The sequence below is a fragment of the Luteimonas sp. TWI662 genome, from assembly GCF_039673825.1.
Classification (GTDB): Bacteria; Pseudomonadota; Gammaproteobacteria; order Xanthomonadales; family Xanthomonadaceae; genus Luteimonas.
The window spans coordinates 271,901-284,111 of record NZ_JBDJMI010000001.1; the positions used below are offsets into that span (position 1 = coordinate 271,901).

10 protein-coding genes and 1 pseudogene are annotated in these 12,211 nt (G+C 69.1%); 6 read left to right on the forward strand and 5 right to left on the reverse strand.

The features are described 5' to 3' along the window. Nucleotides 1-117: 117 nt before the first annotated feature. Entirely contained in the window at nt 118-2,280 is a 2,163-nt protein-coding gene (locus tag ABE488_RS01310) for a S46 family peptidase (protein WP_346446805.1), read from the reverse strand. A gap of 167 nt (nt 2,281-2,447) precedes the next feature. Between ABE488_RS01310 and tdh the strand changes: the two genes are divergently transcribed. The 3 genes from tdh to kbl all read left to right on the forward strand — a co-directional run bounded on the left by tdh (nt 2,448) and on the right by kbl (nt 5,399). Then, the gene (gene tdh, locus ABE488_RS01315) at nt 2,448-3,482 is read left to right on the forward strand and encodes an L-threonine 3-dehydrogenase (protein WP_346446806.1); all 1,035 of its coding nucleotides are present in this window, start codon (nt 2,448-2,450) and stop codon (nt 3,480-3,482) included. A gap of 131 nt (nt 3,483-3,613) precedes the next feature. Then, complete coding sequence (locus ABE488_RS01320; RefSeq protein ID WP_346446808.1) at nt 3,614-4,174, forward strand: hypothetical protein; 561 nt, start codon at nt 3,614-3,616, stop codon at nt 4,172-4,174. 31 nt (nt 4,175-4,205) lie between these two features. Continuing rightward, on the forward strand, nt 4,206-5,399 hold the full coding sequence (kbl, locus tag ABE488_RS01325) for a glycine C-acetyltransferase (protein ID WP_346443239.1): 1,194 nt from the start codon (nt 4,206-4,208) through the stop codon (nt 5,397-5,399). 30 nt (nt 5,400-5,429) lie between these two features. Here kbl and ABE488_RS01330 read toward each other — a convergent pair whose 3' ends face one another. From ABE488_RS01330 to ABE488_RS01345, 4 genes are all read right to left on the reverse strand, one after another. Then, nucleotides 5,430-6,203, reverse strand: coding sequence for a pseudouridine synthase (locus ABE488_RS01330; RefSeq protein ID WP_346446810.1), 774 nt, complete (start codon nt 6,201-6,203; stop codon nt 5,430-5,432). A 73-nt stretch (nt 6,204-6,276) separates the two neighbouring features. Further along, a complete protein-coding gene (locus ABE488_RS01335; RefSeq protein ID WP_346446811.1) occupies nt 6,277-6,762 on the reverse strand; it encodes a hypothetical protein in 486 nt (161 codons plus the stop codon). Nucleotides 6,763-7,107: 345 nt separating this feature from the next. Continuing rightward, nucleotides 7,108-8,181, reverse strand: coding sequence for an OmpA family protein (locus ABE488_RS01340; RefSeq protein WP_346443245.1), 1,074 nt, complete (start codon nt 8,179-8,181; stop codon nt 7,108-7,110). A gap of 245 nt (nt 8,182-8,426) precedes the next feature. Beyond that, complete coding sequence (locus ABE488_RS01345; protein ID WP_346446812.1) at nt 8,427-9,371, reverse strand: LysR family transcriptional regulator; 945 nt, start codon at nt 9,369-9,371, stop codon at nt 8,427-8,429. 99 nt (nt 9,372-9,470) lie between these two features. Between ABE488_RS01345 and ABE488_RS01350 the strand changes: the two genes are divergently transcribed. From ABE488_RS01350 to ABE488_RS01360, 3 genes and pseudogenes are all read left to right on the forward strand, one after another. Then, a complete protein-coding gene (locus tag ABE488_RS01350) occupies nt 9,471-10,667 on the forward strand; it encodes an MFS transporter (protein WP_346446813.1) in 1,197 nt (398 codons plus the stop codon). A gap of 28 nt (nt 10,668-10,695) precedes the next feature. Continuing rightward, nucleotides 10,696-11,088 (forward strand): annotated as a pseudogene (locus tag ABE488_RS01355) (aldo/keto reductase); the annotation flags it as partial. Then, complete coding sequence (locus ABE488_RS01360; protein ID WP_346446815.1) at nt 11,085-12,104, forward strand: zinc-binding alcohol dehydrogenase family protein; 1,020 nt, start codon at nt 11,085-11,087, stop codon at nt 12,102-12,104. The pseudogene ABE488_RS01355 and the gene ABE488_RS01360, both read left to right, overlap by 4 nt. Nucleotides 12,105-12,211: the final 107 nt, after the last annotated feature.

A 12,211-nucleotide genomic window follows, 5' to 3' on the forward strand; every position in this document is an offset into this window, starting at 1 on the left:
GTGCTGACGCACGCGCCCGCACCCCAGGTGGGACGCCGGCGCAGACGGTCGGCGTCGCCGGCTCGGCCGATCGCTCAGCGGACCGGCGGAGCATCCGGCGTCACGAGGCCCGCGCGCTCAGCGCGCTGCGCCCATCTCCCGGAGCAGCCGCGGCGCCGGATCGACCTCCTGCATCACCCAGCGAATGTAGCGCTGATCGACCGAGATCGTGCGCGTCATCGTCGGGTCGAACACCCAGTTCGACACCACCGCGTCCCAGGTCATGTCGAACAGCAGCCCGGTCAGGCGGCCGTCGGCGTCGAGCACCGGCGATCCGGAATTGCCGCCGGTCACGTCGAGATCGGCCAGAAAGTTCACCGGCACCGAGCGCAGGCGCCGGTCGGCCAGGCCAGCATGGCGACCGGCTGCAATCGCGTCGAGCTGGGTCTTGGGCGCGTCGAACGGCTCGGCCCCTGTCGCCTTGGCCGGAATCTCTTCGAGCCGGGTGAACGGGGTCTGCGTGCGGCCCGTGCGATCGGTATAGCCGGTGACGTTGCCGAAGGTGATGCGCAGCGAGGAATTGGCGTCCGGGTAGACCGCTTCGCCGCGACTGGCGCGATAGTCGGCGACCGCCTGCAGCACAGTCGGCTGGAGCACCAACAGGTCGCCGGCGCGGGCCTTGGCCTCCTGTTCGATCCGCACCAACTCCGGCACGACACCGGCCGCGTACTGCAGCGCGGGGTCGGTGCTGCGCAGGAACGCATGGCGGTCGGCGGTGAACCACTTCAGGCGCTCGTCGCTGTCACCCAGGCGGCTGCGCTCGAGCCGGTCGAGCGCGCGCTCGATCGCCGCCGCGTCGCTGCCGCCCAGGAACTGATCGATTGCCGCGACCCGCTGGCCGTCCGGCAACTGCACGTACTGCTGCAAGGCATAGCGGGTCAGCGCGCGGTCCATCGCCGGCACATAGCGCCGGTCCATCTGCCGCAGGCTGCCCTCGATCACCGGCAGATCGCGCTGCTGATAGCCCTGCTCGCGCATCGCGTCGGGCCGCTCCTTCTCGATCGCCAGCCGGTACAGGCGCACCGCGGTGGACAGCACGCCGCTGTTGTCGAGCAGCGACAGCACCAGGTCGCGCTCACGCGTGGCCTGCGCCTGGGCCTCGAGCGCGGCGATGCGCGCCTGGGCCTCGAGCGCCGGCTGCCCTGCCTCCCCGCGGCCCTGCAGCCAGGCCTGCACCGCCGCCGCTTCCTCCTGCTTGCGAGCAAGCGCACCGATGCGCTCGAAGCCCTGCAGTTGGCCCTCGTAGTTCTTCAGGGTGTTCTGCCAGCCGCGCACCGCGCTGGCGTAGCGCACCTCGATCTCGGGGTCCTGCTTGCCCTGCGCCTCGACCAGGTCGATGAGCGCACGGTAGTGGCGGCTGACCTGCGGGTAACGCCAGGCGACCGTCTCGGCGAACTCGCCCGCCGATGCGTACCGGCTGGTGCGCCCCGGGTACCCGGCCACCATCACGAAATCGCCCTCGCGCAGCGCCTTGTCGGCCAGTCGCAGGAACCGCCGCGGGGTGTAAGGCACGTTATCGGGGGCGTACTCGGCCGGGCGACCGTCGCGGCCGACGTAGGCGCGGTAGAACGCGAAATCGCCGGTGTGGCGCGGCCACATCCAGTTGTCGACGTCGCCGCCAAAGCTGCCGATGCCGCCGGCCGGCGCGTAGACCAGCCGTACGTCGCGGATCTCGAGGTTGCGGAACAATCGGTAGCTGTTGCCGCCCAGGAAGCTGTAGAGCCGGCAGCGATAGCCTGGATCGGCCTCGCAGCGGGCCACGAGCGACTTCTCGATCGCATCCAGCGCCGCGGTCCGCCCCAGCCCGTCGGCGGCTGCGTCGATCGCCGCGCGCACCTCGGCGGTAACGTCCTGGATGCTGTCGAGCGCGTAAATGCGGGCGTTGGGGCCGGCCGAAATCTCGTCGCCGAGCGCTGCGGCGTTGAAGCCGTCGCGCATCAGGTTCTTCTCGGGCGTGGAGTTGAGCTGGATCGCGCCGTAGGCACAGTGGTGATTGGTGATCGCCAGCCCCTGCGGGGAAACGAAGCTGGCCGTACAGCCGCCCAGCGAGACCACCGCGCCCAGCGGGTCGCCGGTCAGGTCGGCCAGCTGGCTGGCGTCGAGCCGAAGACCCGCCTTGCGCAGCGCAGGCGAGATCTCCGGCAGTTGTTGCGGGACCCACATCCCCTCCCCGGCGACGGACGAATGACTGCAGCTGAGGAAGACGCCCAGCAGCGTCGCGGCCAGAAGCGGATGGCGCATGGTGGTCCTGTCGGTCGTTTCGGGGCGCCAAGTCTAGAACGTGCCACCGTCGAGCGGCCAACCCCCGGCACCCGTCGCCGCGTGCGGCGACGGTGCGGTGCAGCAGGGGCCGTCATCCCGCGGCCCGTATAATCGCCGCTCTTTTTCTGCCTGCAGGCACGACGACGATGACCCGGACGATGAAGGCGCTGGTCAAGCGCGAAGCCACCAAAGGCATCTGGATGGACGAGGTGCCAGTGCCGACCCCGGGCCCGAACGATGTGCTCATCAAGTTGGAGAAGACCGCGATCTGCGGCACCGATCTGCACATCTACCTGTGGGACGAGTGGAGCCAGCGCACGATCAAGCCCGGGCTGGTCATCGGCCACGAGTTCGTCGGCCGCATCGTCGAGCTGGGCTCGGCGGTCACCGGCTACACGGTCGGCCAGCGCGTGTCGGCCGAGGGCCACCTGGTCTGCGGGCATTGCCGCAACTGCCGCGCCGGCAAGCCGCACCTGTGCCCGAACACCGTCGGCATCGGCGTGACCCGCGACGGCGCGTTCGCCGAGTACATCGCGATGCCGGCGACCAACCTGTGGCCGATCCCCGACCAGATCCCGTCCGAGCTGGCGGCCTTCTTCGACCCCTACGGCAACGCCGCGCACTGCGCACTGGAGTTCGACGTCGTCGGCGAGGACGTGCTGATCACCGGCGCCGGCCCGATCGGCGTGATGGCGGCAGGCATCTGCAAGCACATCGGCGCGCGCAACGTCGTGGTCACCGACGTCAACGACTACCGCCTCAAGCTGGCCGCCGACATGGGCGCCACGCGCGTGGTCAACGTCAGCAAGACCTCGCTCAAGGAGGTCATGGCCGACCTGCACATGGAAGGCTTCGACGTCGGCCTGGAGATGAGCGGCAACCCGCGCGCGTTCAACGACATGCTCGACTGCATGTACCACGGCGGCAAGGTCGCCCTGCTCGGCCTGCTGCCCAAGGGCGCGGGCATCGACTGGGATCGGATCATCTTCAAGGGCCTGACCGTCCAGGGCATCTACGGCCGGAAGATGTACGAGACCTGGTACAAGATGACCCAATTGGTGCTCTCGGGCTTCCCGCTGGGCAAGGTGCTGAGCCACCAGTTGCCGGTCGACGAGTTCCAGAAGGGCTTCGACCTGATGGAATCGGGCAAGTCGGGCAAGGTCGTCCTCAACTGGACTTGAGCGGCGTCTGAGGCGCGCGTCCGGCAAGTCCGGGCGCACAGCCGCTGCATGACCTCTGGCACATCCGGGTATCTTCGATTCTTTGCAGGCTCGCTGGAATCGAGATCACCACGGGAGGTGGCGCATGCGACATGGACGAGCTCGGCCATGCGCAGTACCGCGCCGCCTACTGGCCCGACGCCGAGCCCGTCGACGGCCAGTACGGCACGCCCGCGCCCGATTGGCTGGATGAAGCCGCCGCTGTGCGCATGGAAGGTCAGGCCGCCCGTGCCCAGTACGAACGCAGCTTCTTCGCCGCCCTCCGGACAGCGTCACCGGCCATCCTTCCACTCGCGCAGTTTCTGACACAGACGCACCCGGTCGTGGCGCAACGGCAGGCGCTGATGCAATCGAGCCGCGTCCAGACCCAGTCCGGCATTCAGGTGATGACGATGTCCGGCGACGGCGCGCTCTCCGCCAGCCTGTTCTACGCGCAATCGATGCTGTTTGCCGATTTCCTCGAGCAGACGAGCCGCAAGCCTCACATCCTCGGCACCATCAGCGAGGCGATCGCGGGGGGCGTGGATTTCGAATCCTGGCTTGCCGACACCGGCGCGGCCCATGGGCTGCCGAGCGATATCGCTGCCTTGCAGACGGCCTGGGACACGTGGTGCACGACACACCCGGGCGGCGCGCACGCGCCTGCCGGGTAAACTGCGCGCATCGTCTCTTCCGGATCGCCCGATGTCCCTGACCGACCGCTACGCCGCCACCCTCGACGAGATCCGCGACGCCGGCCTGTTCAAGTCCGAGCGCGTGATCACCGGCCCGCAGTCCGCGCAGATCACGCTCGCCGACGGGCGCACGGTGCTGAACTTCTGCGCCAACAACTACCTGGGCCTGGCCGATCACGCGGATATCATCGCCGCTGCCAAGGACGCGCTCGACACCCATGGCTTCGGCATGGCCTCGGTGCGCTTCATCTGCGGCACGCAGGACCTGCACAAGCAGCTCGAAAAGACCATCGCCGACTTCTTCGGCAAGCAGGACACGATTCTCTACGCGGCCTGTTTCGACGCCAATGGCGGGCTCTTCGAGCCGCTGCTCGGCGAGGACGACGCGATCATCAGCGACGCGCTCAACCATGCGTCGATCATCGACGGCGTGCGGCTGTGCAAGGCCAAGCGCTATCGCTACGCCAACTGCGACATGGCCGACCTGGAGGCGCAACTCAAGCAGGCGCGCGCCGACGGCGCGAAGACGATCCTGATCACCACCGACGGCGTGTTCTCGATGGACGGCTTCATCGCGCCGCTCGACGAGATCACCGCCCTGGCGCACAAGTACGACGCGCTGGTGCACATCGACGAGTGTCATGCGACCGGCTTCCTCGGCGCCACCGGCCGCGGCTCGGCCGAGGTCAAGGGCGTGCTGGAGAAGATCGACATCATCACCGGCACGCTCGGCAAGGCGATGGGGGGTGCGCTGGGCGGCTTCACGACCGCCAAGGCCGACGTCATCGAATTGCTGCGCCAGCGCTCGCGCCCCTATCTGTTCTCCAACTCGCTGCCGCCGCATGTGGTCGCCGCCGGCATCAAGGCCTTCGAGATGCTGGATGCGGCCGGTGAACTGCGCGAACGGCTGGTCGAGAACACCCGCTACTTCCGCGAGCGGATGACCGCGGCCGGCTTCGACGTGCGCCCCGGCACTCACCCGATCAGCCCGGTCATGCTTTACGACGCCAAGCTGGCGCAGCGCTTCGCCGAGCGCTTGCTCGAGGAAGGGATCTACGCGATCGGATTCTTCTTCCCGGTGGTGCCCAAGGACCAGGCCCGGATCCGTACCCAGATCAGCGCCGCGCACACGCGCGACCATCTGGACCAGGCGATCGACGCGTTCACCCGCATCGGCCGCGAACTGGGCGTGTTGCCGGGCTGAGCCGCGGCGCGCGTATAGGTCGAGCCGACGCTAGTCCGGCTTGACGGCGGCTGGCGCCGAACGCGGCGCCAGACGTTCGACTTCGTGGGGCGCAAGATCGCGCCAGGCCCCCTTGGCCAGTTCCCCCAGGCCCACGCGCCCGATCGCAACGCGCACCAGACGCAGCACGCCGACCTCGTGTGCGCCCAGCAGACGACGGATCTGCCGATTGCGGCCTTCGTCGAGCACGATCTCCAGCCATGCGTTACGCGCGCCTTCGCGCAGCACACGGGCGGATGCGGCGCGCAACTGCTGGCCGGCATCCTCGACGCCGGCATGCAGGCCGGCGAGCAGCGCGGCGTCGGGTCGCGTATCGATCTGCACGTGATAGGTCTTGCTGGGACCGCGCTCGGGGTCGGCGATCGCAGCCGCCCATGCCGGATCGCTGGTGAACAACAGCAGGCCCTCGCTGGCCTTGTCGAGCCGCCCGACCGGGGCAATCCATCCCAGCGACGCAGTATCGAAACAACGGTAGACCGTGTCGCGTCCGCGTTCGTCGCGAGCCGTCGTCACCAGACCGCGCGGCTTGTTGAGCATCAGGTAGCGGTGCACAACACCGGACATGGTCACGCCATCGATGACGACGCGTGCCTCGTCGAGTGCAACCGGATACTCGGGATCTCGGACCACACGCCCGCCAATGCGGACGCGCCCGTCGCGCACCCAGCGTTCGGCCTCACTGCGCGAGCACAGGCCGCGCTTGGACAGGATGCGCGCAATGCCGTAACGAGGCGTTGCGTGGCCGCGCAATGGCCGGCTGCTCATCGCCCTGCGGCCGCATGGACGAACGGCCCGCTCGCGCGGGCCGTCGTCATCGATGCATCGGGGTGCGCGACACTCACTCGCTCGGCGTCGGGGTTGCCGGGGCGGCCGCCGCTTCGACCGGTGCGTTCGGGTCCGCGCGACGCCCGACACTGTAGCCATTGGCCTTGAGCCAGGCGTCGAAGTCGTCGGCGGTCATGCGCTTGCCGCCTTGGGTCATGTTGAACCGGTACGGCGTATTGTCGAACTCGGTCTGCTTGACGTAGGCCGACGGATCGCCCGGCTTCACCACGCCCGCCGCTGCGGCGGCCATCGCGACATTCTGGCAGCGCTCGATCTCCATGCGCAGCAGCACCTGATCGACCGACTGCGCGTCGTCGTAGGCACGCGACAGCACCGCGGTCGTGCCGAGTCGATAACTGGGCGCCGCCAGTTCCGGCGACAGCGGCATCAGTGCGGTCGTCTGCAACGGGCGCGCAGCACGCGTATCGAGATCGGCGCAGTCCGCCGCGTGGCCGGCGAACGGAAGGGCCAGCAGGGTCGTCAACACGATGGCGCGCATGGGCAGAGGTCCCCGGAGTCGAATTGGCCTGAAGTATATGCGCCAAGTTACGGCCCGACAAGGGAAATTCTGCTTTCGCGCATTCACTTCGGTGAGTGTCTGCCCCACCTACAGCGATCGCGCCGCAGGACCGGGACGTCTGTGCACTCGATCAAAACGTTCGGCGCATGGGCGCGTGCGGCGCCGACCCTCCATTTCGCCGTCGAGGACCGGATCGGCAGCCCGCAACACACGTGCATCGCGCGGCAGTGGCGCGCGAGTTCTTCCCATTCCGCAGTGGGAAAAGAGACAAAAAGAAGCCCGGCATCAGCCGGGCTTCTTCGTATTGCTTCGCTGGCGCCAGACTTAGTTCTGGACGTTCAGCTCGGTGCGACGGTTGCGCGCGCGACCTTCCGGATTGTCCGAACCATCCGGGTTGGTGTTCGGCGCAATCGGACGGCTCTCGCCGTAGCCGACCGGACCGACCAGGCGATCGGCAGTGATGCCGTTGCTGGTCAGGAAGTCGTACACGGCCTTCGCACGGCGCTCCGACAGGCGCTGGTTGTAGGCGTCCGTACCCTTCGAGTCGGTGTGGCCTGCAACCTCGACGCGCAGTTCGGGGTAGCGACGCAGGATCTCGACGGCCTCGTTCAGGATCGCCACCGCGTCAGGACGCAGCGTCGAACGATCGAAGTCGAAGTTCACGCCGTTCAGATCGATGGTGATCGGAGCCGGCGGCGGCGGAGCCGGGGCGGGAGCCGGCGGCGGCGGCGGCGGAGCCGGGGGAGCCGGAGGCGCCGGCGGCGGGCCGAGCGGCACCACGACACCGACCGAGGCCAGCACGTCGCCGAAGTAGCTCTCGTTGGCGTTGTGCGGGTAGCCGGCCCAGTCACGCGGACCGTTGGCGGCGATGCTGCTGTCGTTGAAATCAGCGCGGTAGGCGATTTCGGCGCGCACGGCGACGCGCTTGTCGAAGGTGGTCTGCAGACCGGCACCGACCTTGGCAGCGAAGTTGCCGTCCTTACGCTCGCCGGGCGAGTTCGGGCTCGGGAACGCGTTGAACTCCTCTTCCGAACGCTGATAGCCGACGCCGGCCAGCAGGTAGGGGTTCCAGCCACGGCCCTCGGAGATGAAGTGGTAGCGGAAGTCGATCGAGGCGCCGTACTGGCTCCAATTCAGGTCGGGGTTCGCACCCTCGACGCTGCTGTCGAAACCGGGGTTCTGATAGTTCAGTTCACCGTCGATCGACCAGTTCGGGCTGATGAAACGACCGAAACCGAGGGTAACGAACGGGGTGTCGTCGGTGCGGCGATCTTCGGCCTGGAAGTTGTAGCCGACGGAGCCGGTCAGATACCAGCGGTCGTCGAACTCCTGGGCATTGGCGGCCTGCACCAAGCCGAGGCCGCCGAGCAGCGCGGCGCAGAGGAGTTTCTTATTCATGTTGTATCAGCTCCTGTTCTAGGGGGAATGCGTCATGGCATCGGTTTGAGGCGTCAAACGCACACGCCTTGGTACATAGCCTAAAGTCAGCTGTGTGAAGGCGTCGTTAACACTAACCTAACGGTTGAAAGATTCCAACGGAACAACGCCTTACCGTTCATCCAGCCTTGGGCTACTGCGGGAACTTCCAACGGCGCGCATTGTCTGGATTCGGTGTCGGCGTGGCGTCAAGACGTCCTTAACGCTTACCTGGCCTCGAGCGCGGCGGCGTGTTCGGCAGCTGCCGCCCAGGGCGGCGAGCGGCCCAGTTCCTCGACCAGGAAATCCACGAATGCGCGGGTGCGCGGCGGGACGAGCCGGCGCTCGGGCATGACGGCATGGATACCGGTCGCGGGCGGAGCGTATCCCGGCAGCACGCGGATCAGTCGCCCCGCACGCAGATCATCGGCGACATGCCACACCGAATGCATCGCGATGCCCTCGCCTGCGAGCGCGGCATCGCGCAGGATCTCGCCGAGCGTGCTTTCCATGCGCCCTGACACCGCGACCTCGGTGCGGACGCCGTCGCGGTCGAGCAACGGCCACCGGTCCTGGCGCCCGCGGCTGCCGACCAGCAGCAGGCAGTCGTGATCGACCAGGTCGGCAGGCATGTGCGGGTGTCCGCGCCGGTGCAGGTAGTCGGGCGAGGCGACGAGCACGCGATCGTTGGCAGCGATCGGGCGTGCGACCAGTCGGGAGTCGTCCAGTTCGCCGATCCGGATCGCCAGGTCGAAGCCCGCCCGGACCAGGTCCACCAATTGGTCGCTCATGTGCACGCTCAGCCGCAGCTCGGGATGCCGGGCCAGAAATCGCGGCAGCAGCGGCGAGACGTGCTGGCGTCCGAACGAAGCCGACATCGTCACCCGCAACGTGCCGGCAATGCCCCGCCCGCCACTCTCGCGCAGGCCGGCGGCGAGGCTGTCGAGGTCGTCGACCAGCGCGCGCCCGCGCGAAGCCAGTGCGCGGCCCTCGGCAGTGGGGTGGAGCCGGCGTGTGGTCCGATGCAGCAGCCGCACGCCGAGCGTGCTCTCCAGGCGTTTCAGGCGCTGGCTGGCCACGGCCGGCGACAGGTCCAGGGCGCGCGCGGCCGCGCTGATCGACCCCAGATCGAGCACGCGCAGGAACAGGGCGATGTCGTCGAGCCGCGCCATCGATCTTCAATTTCCGATTGAAAGTACTTGTCGATCCTAAACCTGTTCCACCGGATCGTCGCTTTCGAGAATGGCCGCTCCCCCGCACCGATCGCGACCATGCCCCGCTCCTCCGCTCCCTCCTCCCGCACGCCAGCGGCCCTGTATGCACTGACCGCAGGCGCATTCGGCATCGGCACCACCGAGTTCGTGATCATGGGCCTGCTGCGCCAGGTCGCGGCCGATCTGCAGGTGAGCCTGCCCGCGGCTGGACTGCTGATCTCCGGTTATGCGCTGGGGGTGTTCGTCGGCGCACCGCTGCTCACGCTCGCGACTGACCGGCTGCCGCGCAAGGCGGTGCTGGTCGGCCTGATGGCGGTGTTCACGCTCGGCAACCTGGCCTGCGCGCTGGCGCCCGACTACGGCTGGCTGATGGCCGCGCGCGTGATCACCTCGCTCGCCCATGGCACCTTCTTCGGCGTCGGCGCGGTGGTCGCCGCAGGCCTGGTGCCGGCGGAGCGGCGCGCCCGCGCGATCTCGGTGATGTTCACCGGCCTGACTGTCGCCACCCTGCTCGGCGTGCCGGCCGGCGCGTGGCTGGGCCTGCATGCGGGATGGCGCGCCACGTTCTGGGCGGTCGCCGCGATCGGCGGACTGGCGACGCTCGTGATCGCGGCGCTGGTGCCAGCCGACCGCGCGACCGTTGCGTCCGGCAGCGTCCGTCGTGCGCTCGCGGCGGTGTCGCGGCCGCCGGTGGTGCTCGGCCTGCTGACGACGACGCTGGGGTATGCCGGCGTGTTCACGGTCTACACCTTCATCCAACCGGTCCTGGTGCAGGTGAGCGGCTTGTCCGATCGCGCGGTCTCGCCGGTGCTGCTGGTGTTCGGGGTCGGGATGATCGCCGGCAACCTGCTCGGCGGCCGCTTCGCCGACCGCGCACCGGCGGCGGCGATCCCGGCCACGCTGCTCGCGCTCGCCGCCGTGCTCGCGCTTCTCGGCGCCGCGATGCATCAGGCCCCGGCGATGGTGGTCGCCACCGGCCTGCTCGGTGTCGCCGCATTCGCGACCGTCGCGCCCCTGCAGGCCTGGGTGCTGCAGCGCGCCGGCGACGAAGGCCGCAACCTGGCCTCGAGCCTCAACATCGGCGCGTTCAACCTCGGCAACGCGGCGGGCGCCTGGCTCGGCGGCCTCGTCGTCGGCCATGGCGGGGGTCTGGAGCGGTTGGGCACGGCCGGGGCGCTGGTCACGCTGGCCGGTGTCGCCGTGTCGGCAATCGCGCTCCGACGTGCACGCTCAGCCGCCATCCAGCCGTGCTGATGCCCCCGCAACATCGCCCCTCGTGCTGCGGATCCGTCGCGGCCAGCCGCTGCCGGCCGGCAGTCGGCTGCATGCGACCCCCGCATTCGCCCCACCGGTCGATGACGCGCGGCGGTACCGGATCGTCGACGCGCTCGACGCGGTTGCCGCCGACGCCGGTCGCAGCGTGCCCCAGATCGCGCTGAACGGCCCGCTGCAGCGCCCCGGGGTCTCGACGGCGCGGCTGGGCGCGCGCAACGAGGCGCAACTGCGCGAGAACCTGGGCGCAGCCGGCTGGTCGCTGGACCCGATGCACGTCGCCCGGCTGGACGCCGCGAGCGCGGTGCCGGCGCCCTATCCCTACTACCCTTACTGGAACGGGCAGTTCGCCGAGCGCAGCCCGGCGCCAGTCCCCGCCCCCGATCAGGAGAGTCCCGCATGAAAGCCATCGCCACCACCCGTCCGCTGCCGATCGACGATCCGCACGCGCTGGTCGAACTCGACCTCGAGCTGCCAGCGCCCGGCCCGCAGGACCTGCGCGTGCGCATCGAAGCAGTTGCGGTCAATCCGGTCGACACCAAGCTGCGTCGGGCCCCGCTGCCGGAAGGTGCACCGCATCGCGTGCTGGGCTACGACGCGGCCGGCGTGGTCGAGGCGATCGGCGATCAGGTGACCGGATTCTCGATCGGCGACGCGGTCTATTACGCCGGCGATGTCACCCGACCGGGCAGCAACGCGCAGTTCCAAGTGGTCGATGCGCGGCTGGTGGCGCGCAAGCCCGGCACGCTGGACTTCGCGCAGGCCGCAGCCCTGCCGCTGACCGCGATCACCGCCTGGGAGCTGCTGTTCGAACGCATGCCCTATGCATTCGAAGACGGCGGCGCCGGCAGGACGCTGCTGGTGATCGCCGGCGCCGGCGGCGTGGGTTCGATCGCGATCCAGCTGGCCAAGTTGGCCGGTTTCACCGTGATCGCCACGGCCTCGCGCGAGGACAGCATCGCCTGGTGCCGGGACCTCGGCGCCGACCACGTGATCGATCACCGCCAGCCGCTGGCGCCGCAGTTGCAGGCGCTCGGCCACACCCAGGTCGACGCGGCGCTCAACCTCGCCGATACCGATCGCTACTGGGATGCGTTGGGCGAGCTGCTTGCGCCGCAGGGGCACGTCGGCCTGATCGTCGAACCAGCGGGCGCGCTGAAGATCGGCGACCCCTACAAAGCCAAGTGCATCGGCATCCATTGGGAATTCATGTTCGCGCGGCCGCGCTTCCGCACTGCCGACATGGATGCGCACGGGCGCATCCTGGCGCGCGTCGCCGCGCTCGTCGATGCTGGCCGACTGCGCGGCACCCTCGGCCGCACGCTCTCGCCGATCGGTGCCGACACGTTGCGCGAAGCGCACCGGCTGCTCGAATCGGGCGCGACCATCGGCAAGGTCGCCGTCGCCGGCTGGCGCTGATCGCAGGCCTCGCGCCACGCCGCAGGCGCCAGTGACCGGCCGGCCTTGTCCGGCCTGCTCGGCGTGCAACCGAGACGCCGCGGCGCTTGCGCCGCGGCGCCGGTCGC

Coding starts and splice junctions, on each gene's coding strand:
- ABE488_RS01310 (WP_346446805.1), bottom strand. CDS start 2,280: ATGCGCCATCCGCTTCTGGCCGCGACGCTGCTGGGCGTCTTCCTCAGC.
- tdh (WP_346446806.1), top strand. CDS start 2,448: ATGACCCGGACGATGAAGGCGCTGGTCAAGCGCGAAGCCACCAAAGGC.
- ABE488_RS01320 (WP_346446808.1), top strand. CDS start 3,614: ATGGACGAGCTCGGCCATGCGCAGTACCGCGCCGCCTACTGGCCCGAC.
- kbl (WP_346443239.1), top strand. CDS start 4,206: ATGTCCCTGACCGACCGCTACGCCGCCACCCTCGACGAGATCCGCGAC.
- ABE488_RS01330 (WP_346446810.1), bottom strand. CDS start 6,203: ATGAGCAGCCGGCCATTGCGCGGCCACGCAACGCCTCGTTACGGCATT.
- ABE488_RS01335 (WP_346446811.1), bottom strand. CDS start 6,762: ATGCGCGCCATCGTGTTGACGACCCTGCTGGCCCTTCCGTTCGCCGGC.
- ABE488_RS01340 (WP_346443245.1), bottom strand. CDS start 8,181: ATGAATAAGAAACTCCTCTGCGCCGCGCTGCTCGGCGGCCTCGGCTTG.
- ABE488_RS01345 (WP_346446812.1), bottom strand. CDS start 9,371: ATGGCGCGGCTCGACGACATCGCCCTGTTCCTGCGCGTGCTCGATCTG.
- ABE488_RS01350 (WP_346446813.1), top strand. CDS start 9,471: ATGCCCCGCTCCTCCGCTCCCTCCTCCCGCACGCCAGCGGCCCTGTAT.
- ABE488_RS01360 (WP_346446815.1), top strand. CDS start 11,085: ATGAAAGCCATCGCCACCACCCGTCCGCTGCCGATCGACGATCCGCAC.